General features: G+C 47.5%; 21 protein-coding genes. 7 read left to right on the top strand and 14 right to left on the bottom strand.

Annotated features, from left to right (window positions below):
- Nucleotides 1–141: 141 nt before the first annotated feature.
- The 5 genes from mdh to QT996_RS10895 form a co-directional block, all read right to left on the bottom strand.
- Nucleotides 142–1,095, bottom strand: a complete 954-nt coding sequence (mdh, locus tag QT996_RS10915) for a malate dehydrogenase (RefSeq protein WP_333046513.1) — start codon at nt 1,093–1,095, stop codon at nt 142–144.
- Nucleotides 1,096–1,204: 109 nt separating this feature from the next.
- Nucleotides 1,205–1,420, bottom strand: coding sequence for an NAD(P)H-quinone oxidoreductase subunit O (locus QT996_RS10910; protein WP_015178120.1), 216 nt, complete (start codon nt 1,418–1,420; stop codon nt 1,205–1,207).
- Between the two features lie 195 nt (nt 1,421–1,615).
- Nucleotides 1,616–1,765 (bottom strand): hypothetical protein, encoded by a 150-nt coding sequence (locus QT996_RS10905; protein ID WP_333046512.1) that lies wholly within the window; start codon nt 1,763–1,765, stop codon nt 1,616–1,618.
- On the bottom strand, nt 1,744–2,658 hold the full coding sequence (locus QT996_RS10900) for a DNA-formamidopyrimidine glycosylase (RefSeq protein WP_333046511.1): 915 nt from the start codon (nt 2,656–2,658) through the stop codon (nt 1,744–1,746). Before QT996_RS10900 ends, QT996_RS10905 begins: the two co-directional genes overlap by 22 nt.
- A gap of 2 nt (nt 2,659–2,660) precedes the next feature.
- Nucleotides 2,661–3,041 carry a photosystem I reaction center subunit IV gene (locus QT996_RS10895; RefSeq protein WP_333046509.1) on the bottom strand — a complete coding sequence of 127 codons (381 nt, stop codon included), beginning with the start codon at nt 3,039–3,041 and terminating at the stop codon, nt 2,661–2,663.
- A gap of 290 nt (nt 3,042–3,331) precedes the next feature.
- Here QT996_RS10895 and QT996_RS10890 point away from each other — a divergent pair, with 290 nt between their 5' ends.
- Together QT996_RS10890 and QT996_RS10885 are read left to right on the top strand one after the other, a co-directional pair.
- On the top strand, nt 3,332–4,072 hold the full coding sequence (locus tag QT996_RS10890; protein WP_333046508.1) for a dihydrofolate reductase family protein: 741 nt from the start codon (nt 3,332–3,334) through the stop codon (nt 4,070–4,072).
- Between the two features lie 257 nt (nt 4,073–4,329).
- Entirely contained in the window at nt 4,330–5,526 is a 1,197-nt protein-coding gene (locus QT996_RS10885) for a GNAT family N-acetyltransferase (RefSeq protein WP_333046507.1), read from the top strand.
- A gap of 324 nt (nt 5,527–5,850) precedes the next feature.
- Here the strand turns inward: QT996_RS10885 and QT996_RS10880 are convergent, their stop codons facing one another.
- Nucleotides 5,851–6,417, bottom strand: a complete 567-nt coding sequence (locus tag QT996_RS10880) for a hypothetical protein (RefSeq protein ID WP_333046506.1) — start codon at nt 6,415–6,417, stop codon at nt 5,851–5,853.
- A gap of 164 nt (nt 6,418–6,581) precedes the next feature.
- Nucleotides 6,582–7,946 (bottom strand): ATP-binding protein, encoded by a 1,365-nt coding sequence (locus QT996_RS10875; protein WP_333046504.1) that lies wholly within the window; start codon nt 7,944–7,946, stop codon nt 6,582–6,584.
- Between the two features lie 346 nt (nt 7,947–8,292).
- On the opposite strand from QT996_RS10875, the gene QT996_RS10870 reads away from it, so the two are divergent.
- The 5 genes from QT996_RS10870 (at nt 8,293) to QT996_RS10850 (ending at nt 13,279) form a co-directional block, all read left to right on the top strand.
- Nucleotides 8,293–9,258 (top strand): M48 family metalloprotease, encoded by a 966-nt coding sequence (locus QT996_RS10870; protein WP_333046502.1) that lies wholly within the window; start codon nt 8,293–8,295, stop codon nt 9,256–9,258.
- Nucleotides 9,251–9,724, top strand: a complete 474-nt coding sequence (locus QT996_RS10865) for a TspO/MBR family protein (RefSeq protein ID WP_333046500.1) — start codon at nt 9,251–9,253, stop codon at nt 9,722–9,724. Before QT996_RS10870 ends, QT996_RS10865 begins: the two co-directional genes overlap by 8 nt.
- A gap of 229 nt (nt 9,725–9,953) precedes the next feature.
- Nucleotides 9,954–11,822, top strand: coding sequence for an ATP-dependent zinc metalloprotease FtsH4 (gene ftsH4 / locus QT996_RS10860; RefSeq protein WP_333046499.1), 1,869 nt, complete (start codon nt 9,954–9,956; stop codon nt 11,820–11,822).
- Between the two features lie 311 nt (nt 11,823–12,133).
- Nucleotides 12,134–12,577, top strand: coding sequence for a Tse2 family ADP-ribosyltransferase toxin (locus QT996_RS10855; protein ID WP_333046498.1), 444 nt, complete (start codon nt 12,134–12,136; stop codon nt 12,575–12,577).
- 30 nt (nt 12,578–12,607) lie between these two features.
- Nucleotides 12,608–13,279 (top strand): hypothetical protein, encoded by a 672-nt coding sequence (locus tag QT996_RS10850; RefSeq protein WP_333046496.1) that lies wholly within the window; start codon nt 12,608–12,610, stop codon nt 13,277–13,279.
- Between the two features lie 89 nt (nt 13,280–13,368).
- On the opposite strand, the gene QT996_RS10845 is transcribed toward QT996_RS10850, so the two are convergent.
- From QT996_RS10845 to map, 7 genes are all read right to left on the bottom strand, one after another.
- Nucleotides 13,369–14,268: a M48 family metalloprotease gene (locus QT996_RS10845; protein ID WP_333046494.1), complete on the bottom strand. Its 900-nt coding sequence runs from the start codon at nt 14,266–14,268 to the stop codon at nt 13,369–13,371.
- A 308-nt stretch (nt 14,269–14,576) separates the two neighbouring features.
- Nucleotides 14,577–16,169 carry a B12-binding domain-containing radical SAM protein gene (locus QT996_RS10840; protein WP_333046493.1) on the bottom strand — a complete coding sequence of 531 codons (1,593 nt, stop codon included), beginning with the start codon at nt 16,167–16,169 and terminating at the stop codon, nt 14,577–14,579.
- 397 nt (nt 16,170–16,566) lie between these two features.
- Complete coding sequence (locus tag QT996_RS10835) at nt 16,567–17,532, bottom strand: NAD(P)-dependent oxidoreductase (RefSeq protein ID WP_333046491.1); 966 nt, start codon at nt 17,530–17,532, stop codon at nt 16,567–16,569.
- Nucleotides 17,533–18,144: 612 nt separating this feature from the next.
- Nucleotides 18,145–19,209, bottom strand: coding sequence for a uroporphyrinogen decarboxylase (hemE, locus tag QT996_RS10830; protein WP_333046489.1), 1,065 nt, complete (start codon nt 19,207–19,209; stop codon nt 18,145–18,147).
- A 239-nt stretch (nt 19,210–19,448) separates the two neighbouring features.
- Nucleotides 19,449–20,231, bottom strand: a complete 783-nt coding sequence (locus QT996_RS10825; RefSeq protein WP_333046487.1) for a hypothetical protein — start codon at nt 20,229–20,231, stop codon at nt 19,449–19,451.
- A gap of 165 nt (nt 20,232–20,396) precedes the next feature.
- Nucleotides 20,397–21,368: an LD-carboxypeptidase gene (locus QT996_RS10820; protein WP_333046485.1), complete on the bottom strand. Its 972-nt coding sequence runs from the start codon at nt 21,366–21,368 to the stop codon at nt 20,397–20,399.
- Between the two features lie 331 nt (nt 21,369–21,699).
- Nucleotides 21,700–22,461, bottom strand: coding sequence for a type I methionyl aminopeptidase (gene map / locus QT996_RS10815; RefSeq protein WP_333046484.1), 762 nt, complete (start codon nt 22,459–22,461; stop codon nt 21,700–21,702).
- Nucleotides 22,462–22,522: the final 61 nt, after the last annotated feature.

Genomic DNA, 22,522 nt, shown 5'->3' with positions numbered 1-22,522 from the left:
TTGTTCGTAATTCATATTATTAATCTAATTTTTTCTTTTATTTTACCTAGAACGAGCGCACTTTCGCAAGAGGTCTACTCAATATAAATTATTATATTGAAGCGGTGAGCAGGCTGCTATGATCGACGAACTGCTACCAAATTAAGAAGCCGTTTTCAGTATGGCCCTGGCTTCTTCAATATTGTGGGCAACCAATTTGCCCGACTCGATAAAGGCTGCTCTTTCAGTATCGCTGAGTTCGAGTTCCACTATTTGTTCGACTCCCTGATATCCCAAGCGGCAGGGTGCTCCTAAAAAGATATCTTGCACGCCGTATTCGCCGTGCAAATAAACGCAGCAAGGCAAGAGTCGCAACTGATTAAATAAAATAGATTCTACCATCAAACAGACAGCAGAGGCGGGTGCAAAGTAAGCACTACCAGTCTTCATCAATTCTACAATTTCTGCGCCGCCGTGGCGAGTCCGCTGTACGAGTCGATCGATCGCCCCAGCATCCATAAGTTGAGTGATGGGAATACCGTTGACAGTAGAATAGTGGGGCAAAGGAACCATCAAATCGCCATGAGAACCGATGACAGTTGCATTGACTTCAGCATTTGAAACGCCCAATTCCATGGCAATAAAAGTTTGAAAGCGGGCGGAGTCGAGAACTCCCCCCATACCCATGACTCGGTGTTTTGGCAAATCCGCTGCTTCCCAAGCTAAATAAGTCATGATATCGAGGGGATTTGTGACTGTGATTAAGATTGCTTCGGGAGAATGCTCGATCGCCTGTTTTGTAGCTTCGGTGACAATTCGAGCATTGATTTTAATTAAATCTTCCCGATTGATACCGGGTTTGCGTGGCACTCCGGCGGCAATTACTATGATATTTGAGTTAGCCGTATCTGTATAATCATTTGTACCGACAATTTGGCGATCGTGGCGTTCCACTCCCCTGGCTTCCATCAAATCCAAAGCAACGCCCTGCGGCCAACCCTCCACAATATCAAGCAATACTACATCTGCCAGATTTTTCTCAGCAATTCGCTGGGCTAACGTACTACCGACTTTGCCTGCACCAATAATTGATACCCGGTTTGATGGAGAATTCATTGGATTTTAGATTTTAGATTTTAGATTTTAGCAATCAGCTTAATTGCGGAAAGGTGCGCGGTGTGCACCCTTCGCTACATTAAGAACAGTGATGTTTAGTTTTGGTGAGTTACTTAAAATCTTCGAGTTGGTCTACCCGCAGCCAAATGTTGGGAGTGGGTACTTTGCCAAATTTGACGAAGGCATAGTCGCCGCGAACATCCATCACTTCGCCCTTTGTTTCAAATATATACGAGGAAAAGCGCTGGTCGCTGGCTTTGGCTTCTAGACTGTTTTCCAATTTTTCGCGTACAGCGCGAACTATACTGCCTTTCTTGATTGCCATAACTTGCTTTGTTTAGTTTAAAAAACTATACAAATTTTAATCTAGATTTGCCTTGAAAGGACTTCTTCTTTCTTCTGACCTCTGGCACCATTCTCGCTTAACAAGATTTCCGACCTGTTCCACAATAGTTCAATATTCTTGTGGGCTGGGTGTCCCGCCCGCCCCTGACAGCCTTATTGACAATGGTACAAGATATCAGTTCTTCCTTCTTCCTTCTTTCCTCTTCCGCCTTCTTCCCTCTTCTTCCTTCTTCCTTCTTCCCTCTTCCTTCTTCCCTCTTCCGCCTTCCTTCTTCCTTCTTCCTTCTTCCCTCTTCCTTCTGCTTATTGCTGACAGGCAGGGCAAAAATGAGTCGATCGCCCTGCTAATTTTATACGTTCGATAGTTGTGGAGCAAGTGCGGCAGGGTTGGCCGGCGCGATTGTACACCCAAGCGACGCCGCCGTAGTTGCCGTTGACACCTTGGACGTTGAGAAAATTGCTAAAAGTAGTGCCGCCGGAGTCGATCGCCTTCTGTAAAACTTGAATAATAGCTGTATGGATGCGCCCAATTTGCTCTGCGGTCAAATCCGCGCACAGAGTTGTGGGCATCACTCCCGACAAAAACAAAGTTTCGTCTGCGTATATATTGCCCAAACCAGCTATCAGTGCCTGGTCTAGCAATGCTGTTTTTATGGGTCGCGCCCGCCGGTGCAGCTTGCGGGTCAAATATTCTGTTGTAAACTCGTCGGAAAACGGTTCGGGCCCTAAAAGTTTCAGACCGATGACAGTGCTGGAAACCTCGGTTTCTGCAGGCACATACCACATTTGCCCGAAGGTGCGCTGGTCTACAAACCGCAGTTCTTGGTTTCCTTCAAAAAACAGCCGCACTCGCGCGTGTTTTTGCAGGGGTTCGGATTGGTTCACCCACAGCAGTTGTCCTGTCATTCGGAGGTGAACGCCCAACCAGCCGGCTTTTGAAGGCAGAAGGGAAGAACTAGGAGTAGGAGTTGGGAATTCTCCAACTTTCTCGGTCTTCCTTTCTGCTTGTGGGAATTGAGATAGTTCTGCCAGTAGATATTTGCCGCGTCTGTACCAGCGGGCGATCGACTTTCCTTTGAGTTTCGTCAAAAAATCGGTCGCAGAGATTGAGCGGGCGATCGTGCTGTTTAACAACACGTCCCCGCCCAACATTTCTCGATCGAGGGTTGCTTGATTCAAACCCCGGCAAATAGTTTCAACTTCTGGCAGTTCTGGCACAATTAGCGTTGTTCTGTTCCTTGATTTGGCGAACCTTCGACGCTGCCGGTTACTTCGGCGCCCGGTTTGCTGTCCGTGGAAGTTTTCGGCTGCTGGGGGGCGCCACCGCTGCCGGTTTTCCGAGTTTTCTCGTCCAGCGTGGTTTGTTTGCCGCCGGAAGCTACTGGAGTCCCTGTTTTCGCTTTTGCTTTGGGTGCTGTTACTTCCACTAATTCGCTTTGGGCGAAGTTGTTGGTGTTGACGCCTGCATAATTTACGCTGTTAAAGCGAACGATAACTGGGTATTTAATGCCGCTTTGGTCTACCGTAGCAACGGTGCCCACTTCTTGATACCAGTAGGATTCTTTGCGGAGAATCCGGACTGTAGAACCGCGTTGAACCATGAGCTTTGTTTCCTTTGCGATGAATAAACGGATAAAGCCATTTTTTTTACTTTAGTCGATCGCGCGGCGCATTTAAAGTCGGCAACGGAATTTTTACCTCCCGCCCCGTTTTTTTGTCTGATCTTTGTAAAGAAAAGTAAATACTTTGGTAGGGCGATCGCTGCGGTTGCAAAATAAATAAACTGACATTATCCGTCAAATAAAACCAGTACGAGCGAGTTGAAAACAAACTTTACAAATAGTTGTGAATTGGTACAGTTAAATGTTGTTCTGCGAAATTCTGATAAGTCATGACTGAACCTCACGCAACAGTAATACTCGCGATCAGTGCTGACGGTAAAATTGCAGATGTAGTCCGATCGCCCGCGAGATTCGGTTCTGCCAACGACAAAGCCCACCTCGAACAGCAAGTGGCAGCAAGCGACGCGGTTTTGTTCGGCAACGGCACTTTACAGGCTTATGGGACGACGATGAGAGTGATTTCGCCGGAATTGGTCAAACAGAGGGAACTGCAAGGGAAGCCCCCACAACCGGTGCAAATTGTGTGTTCGCGATCGCCCGAATTTGACCCAAACTTGCGATTTTTCCAGCAACCGGTGCCTCGCTGGCTGCTGACAGGGCAAGACAGTAGGGAAACGGCATTGCCCTCTCCTCTTGGGACGAAAGACGGGGAAACGGCATTGCCCTCTCCCTACCCGATGGCAAACAGTAAGTTCGATGGAATTATCTATGCGAAAACCGCAGGTGGAGAGATTGATTGGATTGATGCGTTTCAACAGCTAGCAAGCTTCGATATCAAACGCTTGGCGATTCTGGGCGGCGGAAAACTGGTAGCCTCTGTGCTGGCTGCAGGCTTGGTAGACGAACTTTGGCTGACGGTGTGCCCGTTAATTTTGGGCGGCGCGGATGCACCGACACCTGTGGAGGGAGAGGGTTTTTTGGCGGATGTAGCGCCGAAATTGGAGCTTTTGGCGGTTAAACAGGTGGGACAAGAGGTATTTTTGCATTATCGGGTCGATCAAACTAACTGAAGCTCAAACGTACTCCGAGACTAGGGTTTGACGATTAAGCCCTCCGATCCCCCCTAGCCCCCCTTAACAAGGGGGGAACCGGAGGCACTCAAAGTCCCCCTTCTTAAGGGGGATTTAGGGGGATCGGGTCTCGGACAAAAGCGAGATTTGTCAGGTTTCAAGGTTCACTTGACACCAGTTGCCATTCAGCTTTCCCAGCGATCGAATAATTGTATTAACTTAAATGAAGTTCGATCGCTCTACGCTCAAATCTCCCTATGCTGAAACAGCCAAAACCTGAATATTCTGTAGCCTGGATTAGCAAACTAGCAGACATCTCGCAAGCATCGTGGGATGCGTTGGCGATGCCGCTAAAAACTCCATTTCTGGAATGGGATTGGCTTAACAATCTCGAAGTCTCCGGTAGTGCGACCGGTAAAACCGGTTGGCTGCCACATCACTTGACTGTGTGGCGAGACAAACAGTTGATTGCTTGCGCGCCACTTTATGTCAAAAGCCACAGCTACGGCGAATTTGTGTTCGATAATCAGTGGGCTGATTTAGCTCAACGTTTGGGTGTTCAATATTATCCCAAATTGATGGGAATGACGCCGTTTACTCCGGCTGAAGGCTATCGGTTTTTGATTGCCGAGGGGGAAGATGAAGACGAGTTAACAGGAGTAATGGTAAGCGCGATCGACCATTTTTGCGATCGCCACAATATCTCCGGCTGCAATTTCCTTTATGTCGATCCCGAATGGCGCGAAAGAATGGAACGCCACGGTTTCAGCAGTTGGCTGCACCACAGCTATATTTGGCAAAATCAAGGCTATCAAAATTTTGACAATTATTTAGGCGCATTTAATGCCAACCAGCGCCGCAATATCAAGCGCGAACGCAAAGCAGTTGACCAAGCTGGTTTGTTGGTAAAAACGCTGACGGGCGATGAAATTCCCCCAGCCATGTTTGCTCAAATGTATGCTTTTTATGAGAATACTTGCGACAAATTTGGTTGGTGGGGAAGCAAGTATCTGACTAAGCGATTTTTTGAACAGTTGCACCACAATTATCGCGATCGAGTTTTATTTGTAGCCGCCTACGACAAGGAAGATGACAGACAGCCGGTGGGTATGTCTTTTTGTTTGTATAAGGGCGATCGACTGTACGGGCGTTATTGGGGCAGTTTGCAGGAAATAGACTGCTTGCACTTCGATGCTTGTTACTATACGCCGATCGAATGGGCGATCGATCGGGGCATCCAAAGCTTCGATCCCGGTGCCGGCGGGCGGCACAAAAAACGGCGCGGCTTTCCAGCTACGCCCAATTATAGTTTGCACCGATTTTATAACAACCGTCTGGCGCAAATTCTCAAGTCTTATATCGGTCAAATCAACGAAAGAGAACAGGAAGAAATTGATGCAATCAACGAGGATTTACCTTTTACTAAGCTACCTCCGTTGTTACTCGGCGATTGACGGTTGACTGGGAATTTGGAATTGGAAATTGGGAATTAGTAACAGCCCATCGGTGTCAACATAATACTATAACCCTGTGTATATCTCGTTGGTATCGAAGTTTCGATCCCCCTAAATCCCCCTTAAGAAGGGGGAACTTGAATGCTATTCCCCCTTTATTAATGGGAGTTAGAGGGGACGTAAGAATACTCTTGTCACCCCCTTATTAAGAGGGGTTAGGGGAGATTGAAACTCAACTATAAACGATATTTATTATGGATTTTAGTCTTAAGTTGACACGAATGGTAACAGTCAACAGTCAACCGTCAACCGTCAACAGTTAAACTAATTCAAAATTACCTTGCCATCTTCCTGAATTTCCAGGGACTTTGTATCAGCGGCCACCTCAGTTGTCGCCCCGAAACTGACTTGCAACATACCCGGCATCGCGGTTGCTTGGGGGCGAACCAGCACCAATCCCCCGTCTGGGCGCTGGTAAGTGAGGGTGATTGGCACTGGGAGGGTTTGAAGCAAAATTTCCGATTGTTCGCCCAGAGTGCGCGGCTGGGTAACGCCTACGATTTGATAATTGATGACAGCATTGGTGGTATTCACCAGTTTAATTACTATCCTGCCTTCGGCAGGCGTAACTCGCGCACTGGGCATGGGGAAGCGGGGAGGCGCATCTGTGGGTGTAGAGGGCATCCCCCTGAGGCTCGGACTCGCAGCCGGAGTTGGTTGGCTGACGGGTTCTTCAGTGGCTGCAGGAGTCTCTGCGGGCTGGGAAACAGGTTTTCCTTGTTGGGGCGGGGGGCCGCCGGCCTGGGAAAGTGTTGCGAGACTAACGAGTAAACCCCCGCAGGTGGCTGCTAGCAAGCTGATTTTTTTTAACGGTAGATTGTGGCGAAACATAAATAACTCCTCACAAGTTCGATCGAGGTTTTCCAACAAAGTTCATGTTAATCTATGCGGGAATTGAATTTTAATAGGTGGGTTTGGGTCAGAGGTAAGAAGAATCAGGCTTGAGGGGTAGATTTTTTTTTAACCGCAGAGGGCGCAGAGGAGGAGGGGAAGTTTTAGGGGTGAGATGCTTCTGATTTGTGGGCGGGGAGGGTGACGGTAACGGCGGTACCTTGATCGACTTGGCTGTCAATACGGATTTGGCCGCGGTGATTTTCGACAATGGCTTTGGCGATGGCTAATCCTAAACCGGAACCGGCGGCGCTGCGGTGGGTGCGGGCGGGATCTGCGCGGTAGAATCGATCGAACAAATGCGGCAGGGCTTCTGCGGAAATTCCGATACCGGTGTCTGTTACTTTTATTTGCAGCGCTGGATTTAACATCGGCGAATTTCTTTTGTTTTTAGCTGCAAGTTGCAATTCTACTTCAATTTCACCGCCCGAGGGCGTGTACTGCACGGCGTTGCTGACAAGATTGGTAAAAAGTCGGGCTAGTTGATCCCAGTCGCCCAACAGTGTAAAGTTTTCCTCAGCGTTGGGCCGATCGACAATTTCCAAAGAAAGAAAGAGATTTTGGGTAGTGGCGATCGCCTGTTGTTCTTCAATTACCTCCATCAGCAAAGCATCGAGAGGAACCTCAATCCACTGCTGCTGGACGATACCGCTATCTTGTCTGGCTAAAAACAGCAAATCGTCAACCAAGCGCCCCAAACGGCGGGTGAGGCGTTCGATAACTTGTAGCTGTTGATGCTGCTGCGGTTCGATATCGGGTTCCGCCAAAGCTACTTGGACGTTAGTTTGAATAGTGGCGATCGGATTTCTGAGTTCGTGAGAAGCATCAGCAGTAAACTGTTTGAGACGCTGATAAGATTCCCGCACAGGTTTCATAGCCAATCCCGACAGCAGCCAGCCAATAGCTGCAACGCAAATTAGAGTTAAACCCGCGCCCAAAATCAAATCAAGAATTAATTGGCGGATGGGTTTTGTCACTTCAAACCAAGGATGGCTGACTCGCAAATATCCCAGAACTTGGCGGCCGCTTTGTACTCGCTGCGTTACTTGTCTGAGGGAATAGTTTTGATCGGACGGCAACTTATTATTAATTATCCAAACCGTTTCGCCAGTGCGGTTAGCGTGAATGGGAATATTCAGCGGTTCTGATAATGTAGACCACAGCAATTGGCCCGTAGGACTGAACCATTCTAAATCAATGTGGTCGTCTTCTACGGCATCCGTGCTATCTGGAAAACTGGCTTGAATATTAACTTGCAACTTATTTTTTTCTGTGGTATTAGGGAAAGTTAGCGGTTCGATAACGAGAGTGCGCTCTATTACTTCGACAACATGATTGAGAGTGTCATCAATGCGATCGATCAAAGTATTGCGGACGTAGAAATAGAAACCTGTGGCGAATACAAGCAACAATACAGCAGTAACGGCAGTATACCAAATAGCGAGGCGGCGGCGGGTAGTTTGAAACATGGGAAATGGGGATTTTTTTTTAAACGAACCGCGAAGACGCGTTCGGCGAAGCCGTTCCCGAAGGGTAGGGCGCGAAGGAAGAAAAGAGCGAGAGAATCTTAAAGGGATTGTGAAGTAATAATCATTAACTAACTCTTAACCAACCATTTATAAATATAACGCTCTTCTCTTCTCTTCTCTTCTCTTCCTTTGTGTCCTTCGCCTCTTCGCGGTTCCTTAAAAAAAGCCTTGTTCAGAAGTCCTGCAATAATTGCTACCACAATATTCCATTATTAATACTTCAGACAGATGTCGAGGTAACTCCCAGGTTGGTAATGTACTCGCGAAACTTTTTAGGTAAAAGCCTGTGAACACATTTTTATTTAGAGCAGCGATCGGGCTATTAATGGCATTTTTTGGGGCAATCACCTATTTTACAAACGACGTACAAAATCCGGTAACTGGAGAGAAACAGCGCGTGCAGCTTTCTCCCCGCCAAGAGATTGTTTTGGGATTGCAGGCGCGAGATAAAATGGCCGCCCAGTACGGGGGGCTTTATCCTAGCCAGAGTATTCAGCAGTATGTCGATCAAGTAGGAAAACGAGTTGTCAACGGTTCGACCGCGAAACAAGCGGGTTATCCGTTTGAATTCCACCTGCTGCGAGACCCCGAAACTGTGAATGCTTTTGCTTTACCGGGGGGACAAGTTTTCATTACTGCGGGGCTGCTGCGGCGGCTGAATTCCGAGGCTCAGTTGGCTGCTGTACTGGGGCACGAAAGCGGTCACGTTGTGGCGCGCCACGCTGCGGAACACTTGGCAAAACAGCAGTTAGGCAGGTCTTTGGTAACGGCGGTTGGGGTGGCTACTAGCGACGATCGCGGGGGCGGTCAGCAGGCAGCATTAATTGCTCAAGCTGTCAATCAAGTTGTCGGTTTACGGTACGGTAGAGCGGATGAACTTGAGAGCGATCGGCTAGGTTTTCGGTTTATGACCGAAGCGGGCTACGATCCTAGAGGTATTGTTGAGGTGATGCAAATTCTCGGTGCTTCTAGGAACGGCCAAGCGCCGCCGGAGTTTTTGAGTTCTCACCCGAATCCTGAAAACCGAGTTGAAAAGTTGCAAGCTTTAATCGCACAAAATTATCCTAACGGCGTTCCGGCTAATTTGGTGTCTGGACGCGATGAGTTTGCTAAGAATGTGTCGGGGGATCAGCGATCATTGCATCGGCCTTCACAAAACTTCATGCTAAAGGCCGATATAAGTTGGAGGGTAATTTGGCACGATCGACTTAATGAGCGATCGAGCAATTGGAAAGTTGAAAACCATGATTGAATCTTGGATGATTATCGGCGGCGTGACTTTCTCAGTCGCCTTCGGCACTCTGTTTTTTAAACTCCGCGATATTAACTGGGCCGTCAAACTTCAAAGACCGGATTGGATGTTTTTTGAGCCTGCTATTCCGTTAATTTGGACGGTAATTTTTGCTTGCGGGGCCGGCAGCGCTATTTTCGTGTGGGAACAGGAGCCAGGGAGCCTTAAAACATGGGTGCTGATGGCTTTCTACTTGCTTTTAGAAATTGTCACCGTTGCTTATATTCCTGCTACTCTCAGAGCCAAAAGTCTCAAAGTAGGGACAATTTTGGGAGGGGCGGGCGAGATTTTGGGAGTTGTGCTGACGTTGGCTGTTTTGCCGATTTCTCAAACCGCGGCTTTGTTACTTTTGCCTTACGCGATTTGGGGTGCGATCGGCACTTATACTACTTGGGAAATGATTCAGTTAAACCCAGAAGCTGCATAAAGCTCAGATGAGCTTCGGCGCACCCTACATACTATAACGCTCTTCTCTTCTCTTCCTTCGTGTCGTTAGGGTCTTCGCGGTTCGTAAAAATAACCTTGTTAAGAATAGCCAATCCGTGCTACCGGGTTAACCGACCGATAGAGTGAGGAAATCCGCTTAACAGTGTGGGGGTATTTGATGAGAAAATAGATGAATAAAAGTGCTTTAAATCAAAGGATGACAGTTATCAATGGCCATTAAAGACCAGCCCCAACCACCTCGTTTTCGACAAATTAGCAATGTCTTGTTATTGCTCTCAAGTTTGTTTTTGCTGGCCAACATCTTTTTACCGAATTTGTTCGGCCCCCAAATTCCGCAAGTGCCTTACAGCTTGTTCGTCCATCAAGTGCAAGAACAAGATGTAGTACGAGCTTCGGTAGGTCAAAATGAAATTCGCTACCAACTCAAAGGCGAAGGCGACAAACCTGGTCAAGTGCTATCCACTACGCCGATTTTTGACCTGGAATTGCCTAAACTTTTACAAGAAAAAGGCGTTGAATTTGCGGCGACTCCGCCGGCTAAAAATGGCTGGATCGGCAGTGTTTTAAGCTGGGTGGTTCCGCCGCTGATTTTTGTGGCGATTTTTCAATTTTTCATGAACAGGCAGGGTGGCGGGCCGCAGGGTGCACTGTCGATCGGCAAAAGCAAAGCTAAGGTCTATGTAGAAGGCGAATCGGCGAAAATTACTTTTGCTGATGTGGCTGGAGTAGAAGAGGCTAAAACTGAATTAGTCGAAGTTGTTGAATTCCTGAAAACTCCCGACAGATTTACGGCAATCGGTGCGAGAATTCCGAAAGGCGTACTGTTAGTCGGGCCTCCGGGAACTGGCAAAACGCTGTTAGCAAAAGCAGTGGCTGGTGAAGCTGGCGTGCCGTTTTTTAGCATTTCCGGTTCGGAGTTTGTGGAACTGTTTGTAGGTGTTGGTTCTGCCCGAGTTAGAGATTTATTCGAGCAAGCTAAGAAACAAGCTCCTTGTATTATTTTCATTGATGAATTGGACGCGATCGGCAAATCTCGTAGCAGTAACGCTAGCTTCGGTGGGAATGATGAACGTGAACAAACTCTAAATCAATTATTAACTGAAATGGATGGTTTTGCGGCGGGCAATACTACGGTAATTGTGCTGGCTGCAACTAACCGCCCAGAAAGTTTAGATGCTGCTTTGTTGCGCCCTGGCCGTTTCGATCGCCAAGTTTTAGTCGATCGCCCGGATTTATCTGGTCGCGAAGAAATTTTGAACATTCACGCTCAAAAAGTGAAGTTGGGCCCGGATATTAACTTGAAGGCGATCGCCACTCGCACCCCCGGTTTTTCGGGCGCAGATTTGGCAAATTTGGTGAATGAAGCTGCTTTGTTGGCCGCCCGCAACCGGCGCTTAACTGTGGCGCAGGAAGACTTTGCAGAGGCGATCGAACGCATTGTGGCGGGCTTAGAAAAGAAAAGCCGCGTGCTCAATGAAAAGGAGAAAACCATCGTTGCTTATCACGAAGTCGGCCACGCAATGGTGGGTGCTCTGATGACGGGTAATGGCGAAGTTGCCAAAATCTCGATCGTCCCTCGCGGTATGGCTGCTTTGGGTTATACTTTGCAGTTACCGACTGAAGACCGTTTCTTGTTAGATGAGTCGGAATTGCGGGGTCAAATTGCGACTTTGTTGGGCGGGCGATCGGCTGAGGAAGTGGTGTTTGGTAGCATTACTACTGGCGCTTCAAATGACTTGCAAAGGGCGACTGATTTAGCTGAACGGATGGTGACAACTTACGGGATGAGTAAGGTTTTGGGGCCTCTAGCTTACGATCGGGGTCAACAATCAATGTTCCTCAATGACGGTATGGGAAATGCCCGCCGTGCGGTAAGTGCTCAGACTGCTGAGGCGATCGACCAAGAAGTGAAGGAAATTGTCGAAACTGCACACCAGCAAGCTTTGGATATTCTGAAAGCAAATCGGGAATTGTTGGAAACAATTACGCAGAAACTGTTGGAAACTGAGGTGGTGGAAGGTGACGCACTTCGCGAATTCCTCCGTCAAGTGCGGCCTTTAGATAAGGTTGCGGCTTGAGTTTAATAGGGTTTAATTAAACCGCCGATGAACGCAGATGATTCCAAATCATCTGCGTTTTGCGATCGCACTCCACGATGAGCCGACTGAAACAGACAACGGCAAACGGACAAACCCGCGTTTGTGCGATCGCAAGTAATTGTATTAAGGGAGAGCAATCACAGGGCGCTATCCCTGATACTCAAATCAAAATAAATGAGCAGTGACATCTCACGAATTAGCTGCAACAACAAAGAGCGATCGCATGAAACCAATGCAGCAATTACATTATGATTGGTTTCATGCGATCGAGTTGGGCTGATAAAAGGCTAATGGCAAGACTCTATTATCGAGGCATGGCAGAAGAAAACGGTAAACCCAAAATGGGACGCAACGCGAGGCTACTGGGAGTCAGACCCAGTATTGACATTGATGTTGAGCAAGTACCCAAAGACTGGTTGGATGAACAAGGTTATTTACTACCAGAAACAGAACGCCAGTCTTCAGAGGAGTATGTCACTGTAGCCATTAGAAACACAAAAGGAATGTCTGTATCCCTCTCTATCGAAGGCTTACCACCATTCCGCAAACCCCCAAAATTTGGCGGAACAGGAAAAGATCCGCTTTGGCAGATTGACGACAGCAAGATCCTCGGAGATATTGAAGCTGTGCAAGATAGTCCAACTCATGTCAGTATTTTGCCAAGCGCTACAATGCTTTTAGAGAAATATGAAGCAGCCCTGGCCCAGACACAGAACGAATGGGAGAAAGTTTGATAGTTTAATTTACTCAACGGGAGAACAGCAATGGCATGGGTGTTTAGCTTATCGGCTGAATGTGGCACAAAGCAATCGGAAGCACAGCAATTTGCTCAATATTTCAATAAAAGTTTCTGCCTGCTCTCAAACGGTAGAGTTTCCCAATGTCGGGCAGAAATTTTTCAGGATATAGAAGAAAATTGGTGGTGTCGAGTTTGTCCAAGTGGGATCAGTGAGATTGGCATTGACACTCCAGAAAGTGCTTATTTAATGACGGAAATAGGTAGATTTCTGTATCTACGTTTGCGGTTTGCTCCACCGTTTCGGTATGCTTTAGTTGGTATGGAAGTAGATGAGTTTAGAACCTACAGCGAAGTGATTGAAGAGCCTGGCTTGGCTTTTCCTGGATTGGTTTTAGCTGAAGCTGTTTGGCAAGCAACGGGAGCATCTTCGGTTTTTCAATCGTTCAGTCTGGGATATGTTTGGAAGCCCTATGAAGGTGAAGTTTATAGACCACTACTAGCATCACCGGACTTAAAGAACAAGCCTGATGAATTGCTGCGTGGGGTAAATCCTTTCAATAAAGGCATCACGCCTCACAGTAAAGACAAAACTGTGCGATATTTACGGCCAAAGCGATCGCCCCTTACCTATCGAAATCACAGTCCGATATTTCCGGAAAAAGCGATCCCCCTTCACCTATCGAAATCGAAGAATTAGTCGCTTCATACAGCGAGCATTATAAACAAACAGAACCCGGCTGCTTCAAACAACCGGGTTTCTAAATATTGTTGTTGCATTTTAGACGATCAAATTCCGGGCACGTAGGCCATAACTGGAGTACCTTGCTGCTGCTGCTGCGCGATTTCCAAAAGGCGTTGAATGCGATCCTCTGTCGGCGGGTGAGTGCGGAAAAGTGACTGCAAACCTTTAGTCGAAAAAGGATTCACAATCAGCAGCGGCGACATCGCAGGATTACCGTGCATCGGAATTTCATGACCCATTTTCTCTAATTTTTGCAGGGCGTTTGCTAAGCCGATCGGGTTATTGGTAATTTCCACCGCACCGCTGTCGGCTGCAAATTCCCTCGTCCGAGAAATCGCCAATTGAATTACGGTTGCTGATAGCGGTGCTAAAATGATTAAAAACAACAAACCAAACGGATTCGCGCCTTGTCTGCTATCCCGCGTTACCGGGCCGTAAAGCGCTCCAAAAGTCAGAATTCGCCCGACAAATGTAATTGCACCGGCAATTGTCCCTGCAACTGCTTGAGTGAGGGTGTCGCGGTTGCGGATGTGCGTGAGTTCGTGGGCTAAAACGCCTTCCAATTCTTCGCGGGAAAGCAGCTTGATGATGCCTTCAGTAACTGCTATTGTCGCGTGTTCTGGGTCTCTTCCTGTGGCGAAAGCGTTGGGAGATTGAGTGGGAACTAGAAATATTTTCGGCACCGGAATTTGGGCTTTTTCGCTCAGCGATGCTACTATATCGTAGATTTCGGGAGCTTCGCTGCGGGCGATCGGCTGAGCGCGGTAAGCCATTAAAGCGGCCGTGTCGGAATAGTACCAAGAGCTAAAACTTGAGAAGGCGGCTAGTGCTAAACCGATGTAAAGTCCTTGCTCGTTGCCGATTAAATAATAACTTCCTAAAACGAGAAGGCCGCTTAGGAGTCCTAAGAGAGCGGCTGTCCTGAGTTGATTTGTTCCTAACATGGCGAGTTGAGGGCGATCGCTATTTTGATATTTTTGAGCTTGTAATTAGGTTTTCATATTTGCGAGCGATCGCGCCTCTATCTGCCGAAATAACTGATGCCGCCAATAGTAGTATTTTACCTTCGCGCTCCGAGACTGGGAATACCTATCGGGAGGCTCTCTCGCCTGCTCTCGAGAGGCGGCAGAGCCACGGGATATGACATTTCCAGGCTCTGACTGGAAACGAGATTAAATCAACAAAATAAACGCAGACAATCTGACATTCATCTGCGTTTACCTGGCTTCATCTGCGGTTTAATTCTCCAACCCTAAACCGCTTGCACTTGCTTTTCCTCAACAGCAACAGGTTCTTGATATACTGTCTGAGACTCATTAGCCAAAAAGTCAGCTAATTGAGCTTCAATTTCATCCCGCACAATCTGACGGTATTCCAGAAAATGCTCGTTGTGAGCACACACAGTCAAATAATGATCCCAAACCGCAGGATTCCGCTTGAGAATGCTGAACAAATGATGCCAGAACTTCCAGCGAGTGCTGCGCTTTACTCCTTGTCGCCAAACCACAGTTAGCAGTGCTCGCAAGTCTATCCAACTGGGAACTCTTGCAGGTATATTTGCTGTAGGTGCACCCAGCATCAAGAAGTGGCGATAGGTGCGGTCTAAATATTTCTCAGCATCGTACACATCAGAAAATGCTTGAACATATTCCCTCGCGATATCTTCTAGCGGCCGCGTGGGAATGAAGTTCATCAAAGTTGTCTGGTTAAGGTTGCCCGATTTGTCGCGCAACCGCCCTTCTTTTGCGAGTCTGTGGGACAATGCAGTATGAGGCAAAGCTTGGAGCATTCCAAAGGTGGTGCTCGGAATTGCTGCGGCTTCGGCAAAGTCTACAATGCGTTGACCGGCACCGGGTTTTTCGCCGTCGAATCCAATGATAAATCCGGCCATTACTCGCAAACCAGTTTTCGCAATCAACTCTACTGATTCTATCAGGGAATTGCGGGTATTTTGGAATTTCTTGGTCATTTGCAAGCTTTCTTCATCGGGAGTTTCAATTCCCAGAAATACTGCATTGAAATTGCAAGCTACCATCATCTCCATCAATTCTTGGTCTTGGGCTAAATCGATGGATGCTTCGGTGTTGAAAGTAAACGGGAATTTGTGTTCCTCTTGCCAGACTTTTAAGTCTTTTAGCAACAGTTTCACGCTGCGTTTGTTGCCGATAAAGTTGTCGTCTACCATGAACACGCCGCGCCGCCAGCCCAAGTTGTAGAGATAGTCTAATTCTGCTATCAATTGTTGGGGGTTTTTGGTGCGGGGTTTGCGACCGTATAGGACGATGATGTCGCAGAATTCGCACTGGAAAGGACAGCCTCTGGAAAATTGAATCGACATCGAATCGTAGGCGTCTAATTCAAGCAAATCGAAGCGGGGGACTGGGGTTGTGGTAACATCGGGTTTTACACCGTCCGATCGATATATTCCGCTTTTTTCGCCACGCCCTATTGCTTCGACGAACATCGGCAAGGTGATTTCGCCTTCGTCGAGAATCAGGTAATCTATGCCGGCTGCTTGAGGTTCTTCTGGTACGGAAGTCGGGTAGGGGCCACCACAAGCTACGGATTTACCGCGCCGTTTTGCTTCGCGAATGATGTCTAGCAAATCTTCTTTTTGGACAATCATTGCCGAGAGAATAACGAGCTCTGCCCATTCCCATTCTGCTTCGGTGATTTGTCTGATATTGCGATCGACTAACTTAAATTCCCATTCTTGGGGTAAAATAGCTGCTACTGTTACCAAACCCAGCGGTGGCAGCAGCACTTTACGATCGACTAATTCTAGGATTTTCTCGTAAGACCAAAATGTTTTCGGAAACAGCGGGTAAACTAGGAGAACTCGCATTATATGTTAAACCTCACATCAGTAAACAACTTGCGATCGGGCTGGCGTGTTTGAGAGTTCGATCGACTCTCAAGACTTCATGTTAAGGCTAAAATTACGATCTTGCACTCGATCGAATATCTGGCGAGGGGTGACACCCCCTAAGACGAACAAAATGAGCGCAATTTTTAGCTTGCAGTTCCCTGTTAAAGTTTGCAAATGCTGATATCTTATCGTATTTGACCCTTAATTGACGATAATCGCATTTAAAAAGCATGGGATTAAGGCAAAAAAGAATTTGAAAAACTTACATTATTCGTAAAATGCGCCTCGGCGCACCCTACATATATTTCGTAAGGTGCACATTCCCTCTTCCTTCTTCCCTCTTCCTTCTTCCCTCTTCCCTCTTCCTTCTGGCCTAATTTGAATCTTTGCCGGGAATCCCGCTAGTTCTTAACATATCGGCCACTGTGCCACAGTAACTTGGCATTCCTATGCTTTCGGGATTCACAAGATTTTGATAGGTAAAATGGCGGTAGCTGATGCAAAATCTATCCCAAGCAGCCACCTGAATTCGGAACAGCCAAATAAAGAAATCGGCAAGCCAAGGTGACAGAGTAATCCTAAAAAATATCTTTTTATTCAAATACTGGCAAGCTTGTTCTACCACTTCGTTAGCTGTAATCGCCGGATTTCCTAGCACAAAATGTCGCGGTTCCTCGGAAGCCGGCGGATGTTCAACTAAATAATTAACTACTTTGGCAATATCTGCGCCGTGGATGAAGTGAAAACTTCCATCGGCCTTAAACCAGCGAATCAAACCAATCCATTTGGCGACAAGTGGCAGGCCCGATGACAAGTGAGAGACGGGTTTTTCTGCATCTCCTCCCAATACTAATGTCGGGTAAAGTGCAGTAATCGGAGGCACATTTGTCAAGGCTGACAAATGCACCATACAGTTGTATTTTGAGCTAATATAATCTGTCCCCAGTTCCCCGGCTTCTTTGAGCAAATTGTTGTCTCTACCGAGAATGCTGGCCGTTGAAAAATAAATTACTTGTTGGCAAGTCTGTGGCGAAAGTAGTTGAATTAGCCGGAGAGTTTTCGTTACGTTAACGTCAAACACTTCTTGAGTTCCTCCCCAAGCAGTGGCAGCTAAAATTGCGACATTAATTGTTTGCAGAAGTTCGGCGTGTCGATCGATATCTCGCATATCGCCTTGTAATATATGGATGCCGGGGCGGGCTTTCCAGTCAAATTTTAATTTTTCGGGGTTGCGAACTAAGAGGTAAAGTTCGTGGTTTGTTTCTTGAATCAAAGTTTCGGCCATGTAGTGACCGATACAGCCACTTGCACCCGTCACAAAAATTTTTTTGGAGTTCATTTTGCCGCAGGAGAAGAGGGAAGGATTCGACGCTTTTTCAACGGTAGGGACACGGCAAGACCCAAAGCGTGTCAACTTAAGCCTAAAGTCCAGAAGGAATATCGCTTTTATTCGAGTCCAGATCCCCCTAAATCCCCCTTAAGAAGGGGGACTTCGAGTGCTTCCTGTCCCCCCCTTATTAAGGGGGGTTAGGGGGGATCGAGACTTTGATACAAACAAAAGAGACGGTCGGTTTTACGTTAAGTTGACACCAATGGGCATTGCCCTCTCCCTACAAATATCAGGTGCAATTAACCGGATTCGATCGGATTATATAATCTTTTTCGACGGTCGGGAGACGGCAATACCTATTGGTGTCAACTTAAGACTGGAACCCTGATAAATCTCGCTTTTAACGCAGTCTCGATCCCCCTAAATCCCCCTTAACAAGGGGGACTTTGAGTGCTTCGTGTCCCCCCCTTATTAAGGGGGGTTAGGGGGGATCGAGACTTTGATACAAACAAAAGAGACGGTCGGTTTTACGTTAAGTTGACACCAATGGGCATTGCCCTCTCCCTACAAATATCAGGTGCAATTAACCGGATTCGATCGGATTCTACAATCGAAATCAAATCAAGCAGCAACTGCAAGCAATTTGTCGGCTTGTTTTGCGGTTTCAAAGAAGAAACGCACGTTATCTTCGGGAGTTCCCGGTAAGACGCCGTGTCCCAAATTGAGGATGTGTCCGCGATGACCGGCTTTGCGAATTGTATCAAGAATTCGATCGCGAATAAACGGTTGAGAACCAAACAACACGCCTGGATCGAGATTTCCCTGAACGTTCATATTCGGGCCCAAACGTCGGCGCGCGTCTGCCATGTCAACAGTCCAATCGACGCTAATGATATCGGCGCCGGATGTTGTCATGCGTTCGAGGAGGCCGGCGCTACCGGTGACTAACAGAATTAGCGGGGTGTCGGGATGGGTTTTTTTGACTTGCTCGAATACTTGTTTCTGGTAAGGTAGAGCGAAGGTGTCGTAGTCCTGCGGGGAGAGTTGGCCGGCCCAGGAGTCGAACATTTGCACTACTTGCGCGCCACAGTCGATTTGATAGCGCACGTAAACGGCGATCGCATCGGCGAATTTCGACAGCAACTGATGCAGTAAAGTTGGATCGGAAAATGCCATGTTTTTGATAATCGCATAATCCTTAGAACCTTTGCCCTCAACGGCATAGGCCGCCAGCGTCCATGGCGCACCGACAAAGCCGAGCACAGTGGATTTGTTGCCGACTTCCTCGCGCAGGGATTTCAGGATAGTTTTGATAAACGGCAAGCTTTCTTCCGGGTTCAGTGGTTGCAGGTTGTCGATTTGCTGCTGAGTGCGGATGGGTGCGTGGATAATCGGGCCTTTGCCTTCGGCGATGTCCATGTCGATGCCCAAGCCGGGCATTGGGGTGACAATATCGGAAAACAGAATTACGCCGTCGGGTTGAAACGCGCGCCACGGCTGAAGGGAAACTTCGATCGCAACTTCGGGAATTTCGGAACGTTCGCGAAACGAGGGATACTTTTCTCGCAAATCTCGATAAGCCTTCATGTAGCGGCCGGCTTGGCGCATCATCCATACGGGCGGGCGGTCTAGGGTTTCGCCGCGGGCTGCCCGCAACAACAAGGGAACTTCATTTAATGCCGACATTTTAACTTTTCTCTACCTTAGATATTTCAATGCCTTTGGTAGCTTACCACTGTGCGATCGTCCTTTTCGACAAAATCGTTGTGTGTACAAATGTGTATTTTGTCATGGCCAAAGAAAGTGAGGCGAGGGCCAGAGATCGACTGTATATAAAGGACTGATATAAATCTTGTGTATAGGCAAAGAAACCGGGTTTCTACGAAGAAACCGGGTTTCTTTGCCCGCGCTACAGTTTGACCTACTTACCTCGTCACACAAACTCCGCCCACCACTACCCGACATTGATCTTGGCCCGCATCGAATCTACTATCATTCCGCCTCGCCGAGTCTAAATTTCTACTCCGCGAATTGTAATAATAATCTCCCGCCGGAAAGTTTCTAGTCGGGATAGCGCAGTAAGTCGAGTCTTGATTACCCTCGTCAAACCTTACTCTCACCATAGAACGTCTCTCGCGACAATCAACAGACCGCAAGCCAAAATCATCTTGCAGAAGCTGTGCTCTGTCATATTGACCGTCATTTCGGCCGTTATCTCGGCCGGTGTACCCATCGTCCCGTGAATTGCGAGATCGTCTGTCGCCCCCATCAATTCCCGAAACTTCCAGCGTGTAATTACCGCCCCTGGCAGCATCTTTCGTTAACACTAAAAGCTTGTAATCGCCGCTACGGGGAATTTGATAATTAAAAGAACGGTCTTGCGTAAAAGCGACTTGTTTGTTGTTCCCATAAAACAGCACCATGACCGGAGTAAAACCGCGACTTCTATCTGTATCTAAAAACACTTCAATGTTGTCGCCTTCCCTCGCGCTGAATGTGTATTCTTGACCACGCAATTCTTCCGTCGGAGAACCCGGAACCCACATATTCCGGAAACGGTAGATGGGGGAAGTGCGGCGAATTACTCCATCTATGCGATCGTTATTCTGTATCTGTTCGCCAACAGCACTAGAGGAAATCCCCGTAAGTGCCAATCCTGTAACTAGGAATGCGGCAGCAATACTGTTTAACAAGTTGTGTGCTTTCATATCAACCTCTCGAAAAATTTAAAATCTTTTTGTTTTTTTTGTGCCGACATTTGCATACACAATCCATTTTAAATGTAATTTCTGCCAACCGTGTCAACCTCACCCAACCAGACTTTTTAGCGGGTGCAAAATCTCAAGCTAAAGTTACAGACGTTGATCCCTAATCTAAAGTTGCGATTTATCGCCACAAATCAGCAATCCCGATTCGGCGTCGAGACAAGCTGTAATTCCCATAGGTAAAGCAGCGTTAACGCCCTCGTGGCCGAAGGGCAAATCCGAGACAATCGGAATATTCAAATCCCCCAGCCGATCGCGCAAAACCTCTTCAATGCTAAAACTGGGAATACTCGGCTCAATCTCGCAGCGGCTGAAGCGCCCCAAAGCAATGCCCCGCACCCCAGCGAAAGCCCCCGCCATCCGCCACAAAGTCAGCATTCGATCGACCCTGTACGGAGCCTCTGAAACATCTTCAAATGCGAGAATAACCCCGGTCAAATCCGGTTGATACGGGGTTCCGAGCAAATGAGAAGCCACCGTCAGATTCGCAGGAAACAGCCGCCCGGTGGCTTGTCCGCCGCCCCATCCTTTACCTTGCAAAGATTGTAAGGGACGACCTTCGATGCAGTCAAAAAGTCGATCGACAGACCAATCCGGTTCCGCAGCCAAAGTTGTCAGCATCGGCCCGTGAACGCCCCAAACGCCCAATTTAGCCTGATTCCATAGCAAAGCAGTAATGTCGGAAAAGCCGATTAACCATTTCGGGGAATGGGAATCGGGAGTTGGAAATTGGGCATGGGGCATGGGGCATGGGGCATCGGGAATTGGTGATTGGGCATTTTTTGCTTCTGCCACTTTTCCTTTTTCCAAAAGTCGAGTGCTGCCGAAACCGCCTCGAACACAGAGAATACCGCGACAATCCAGGTCATTGAGGGCATCTGCCAACTGTCGGACGCGGTTTTCGTCGGAACCGGCCAAATAGCCCCAGCGATCGTCAAAACCCGGTGTTAATTCAATCCGATAGCCGCGGGATTTCCAAATTTCTACACCGCGTTCAAAGGTACTTAATTCTCGCAAAGTGCCGCTAGGAGCAATTACCCTGAGCAAATCTCCTGGTTGCAGAAATTTTATGTTAGTCATTAGTTATTAGTTATTAGTTATTAGTTATTAGTTATTAGTTATTAGTTAGATCCTGTTTGGTGAATCGCTCGTAATTTCGTAGGGCGGGTTTTACAGACAATTTCTGACTGAAACAGACAATCTCGCAAACCCGTCCCCACCCACCCATAAATACAAACCTACATTTCGGATTCGATGCAAATTTAAGGTTGATGTGGGTTATCGGTTGTGGCGGGGCGGGTTTATCTAGATTGTTGATAATCGTTAGATATTGTCGGTGAAACCCGCTCCTACGGGATAGGGTTAATTATTGATTTAGGAGTGAGTTTTTCAGATTGTTTGTTAATGATTGCTAAGGCAAAGTCAGAATTTCCACCCCAGAATCAGTCACAGCTAACGTGTGCTCGAATTGAGCCGAAAGCTTTCCATCCTTGGTGATAGATGTCCAACCATCGGCGAGAATTTCCACTTCCCAAGTGCCTTCATTAATCATCGGCTCGATCGTAAAAACCATGCCTTGTCTGAGCTTCTTTCCCGTGCCCCGTTTGCCGTAGTGCAGAATTTCCGGTTCAGTATGAAAGACTCGGTGAACCCCGTGCCCGGCAAAATTTCGCACTACCGAAAAACCCTGTGCTTCAGCATATTCTTGAATCGCTGCACCGATGTCCCCAGTACGAGCACCCGGTTTAACTTCAGCAATTCCTCTTCTGAGACATTCCTCCGTTACTTCAACTAACTTTTTAGCGACAGGTGAAGGTTTCCCGACAAAAAAAGTCTTTGAAGTATCGCCATGATAACCATCTACTAAAGGCGTTACATCAATATTAATAATGTCACCTTCTTTAAGGATTTGTTTCGCATTGGGGATGCCGTGACAGACTACTTCATTGACGCTTGCACACAGAGATTTTGGAAATCCTTTATAGCCTAGCGGAGCGCTTTTTGCTCCGTGTGCCAATGTCCAGCGTTCGGCTTCGTCGTTAATTTCGAGAGTGCTTACTCCCGGTTTAACCATCGGTTCGAGATGTAGCAGAAGTTCGGCCGCTAAACGGCCTGCTTGGCGCATTTTTTCTATTTCTCTACTGGATAAAAGCACTAAACGTTCGGTTGCCATAGTTTTTTCAGGTTTCTTTTTTTGTGGTCGATTAAGAGTTTATGTAACTCAATTTTAGAAG

Origin of the sequence: Microcoleus sp. S13C4, assembly GCF_036700865.1 — a bacterium.
GTDB lineage: Bacteria > Cyanobacteriota > Cyanobacteriia > Cyanobacteriales > Microcoleaceae > Microcoleus.
This window is presented reverse-complemented; position numbering and strand designations above follow the sequence as displayed.

What these genes read in the sequence shown, in the direction of transcription:
- QT996_RS10820 (WP_333046485.1), bottom strand. Translation starts at nt 21,368, where the DNA reads ATGACTAACATAAAATTTCTGCAACCAGGAGATTTGCTCAGGGTAATT.
- QT996_RS10855 (WP_333046498.1), top strand. Translation starts at nt 12,134, where the DNA reads ATGGCAAGACTCTATTATCGAGGCATGGCAGAAGAAAACGGTAAACCC.
- hemE (WP_333046489.1), bottom strand. Translation starts at nt 19,209, where the DNA reads ATGTCGGCATTAAATGAAGTTCCCTTGTTGTTGCGGGCAGCCCGCGGC.
- ftsH4 (WP_333046499.1), top strand. Translation starts at nt 9,954, where the DNA reads ATGGCCATTAAAGACCAGCCCCAACCACCTCGTTTTCGACAAATTAGC.
- QT996_RS10875 (WP_333046504.1), bottom strand. Translation starts at nt 7,946, where the DNA reads ATGTTTCAAACTACCCGCCGCCGCCTCGCTATTTGGTATACTGCCGTT.
- map (WP_333046484.1), bottom strand. Translation starts at nt 22,461, where the DNA reads ATGGCAACCGAACGTTTAGTGCTTTTATCCAGTAGAGAAATAGAAAAA.
- QT996_RS10890 (WP_333046508.1), top strand. Translation starts at nt 3,332, where the DNA reads ATGACTGAACCTCACGCAACAGTAATACTCGCGATCAGTGCTGACGGT.
- mdh (WP_333046513.1), bottom strand. Translation starts at nt 1,095, where the DNA reads ATGAATTCTCCATCAAACCGGGTATCAATTATTGGTGCAGGCAAAGTC.
- QT996_RS10885 (WP_333046507.1), top strand. Translation starts at nt 4,330, where the DNA reads ATGCTGAAACAGCCAAAACCTGAATATTCTGTAGCCTGGATTAGCAAA.
- QT996_RS10895 (WP_333046509.1), bottom strand. Translation starts at nt 3,041, where the DNA reads ATGGTTCAACGCGGTTCTACAGTCCGGATTCTCCGCAAAGAATCCTAC.
- QT996_RS10840 (WP_333046493.1), bottom strand. Translation starts at nt 16,169, where the DNA reads ATGCGAGTTCTCCTAGTTTACCCGCTGTTTCCGAAAACATTTTGGTCT.
- QT996_RS10845 (WP_333046494.1), bottom strand. Translation starts at nt 14,268, where the DNA reads ATGTTAGGAACAAATCAACTCAGGACAGCCGCTCTCTTAGGACTCCTA.
- QT996_RS10910 (WP_015178120.1), bottom strand. Translation starts at nt 1,420, where the DNA reads ATGGCAATCAAGAAAGGCAGTATAGTTCGCGCTGTACGCGAAAAATTG.
- QT996_RS10825 (WP_333046487.1), bottom strand. Translation starts at nt 20,231, where the DNA reads ATGAAAGCACACAACTTGTTAAACAGTATTGCTGCCGCATTCCTAGTT.
- QT996_RS10850 (WP_333046496.1), top strand. Translation starts at nt 12,608, where the DNA reads ATGGCATGGGTGTTTAGCTTATCGGCTGAATGTGGCACAAAGCAATCG.
- QT996_RS10835 (WP_333046491.1), bottom strand. Translation starts at nt 17,532, where the DNA reads ATGAACTCCAAAAAAATTTTTGTGACGGGTGCAAGTGGCTGTATCGGT.
- QT996_RS10865 (WP_333046500.1), top strand. Translation starts at nt 9,251, where the DNA reads ATGATTGAATCTTGGATGATTATCGGCGGCGTGACTTTCTCAGTCGCC.
- QT996_RS10880 (WP_333046506.1), bottom strand. Translation starts at nt 6,417, where the DNA reads ATGTTTCGCCACAATCTACCGTTAAAAAAAATCAGCTTGCTAGCAGCC.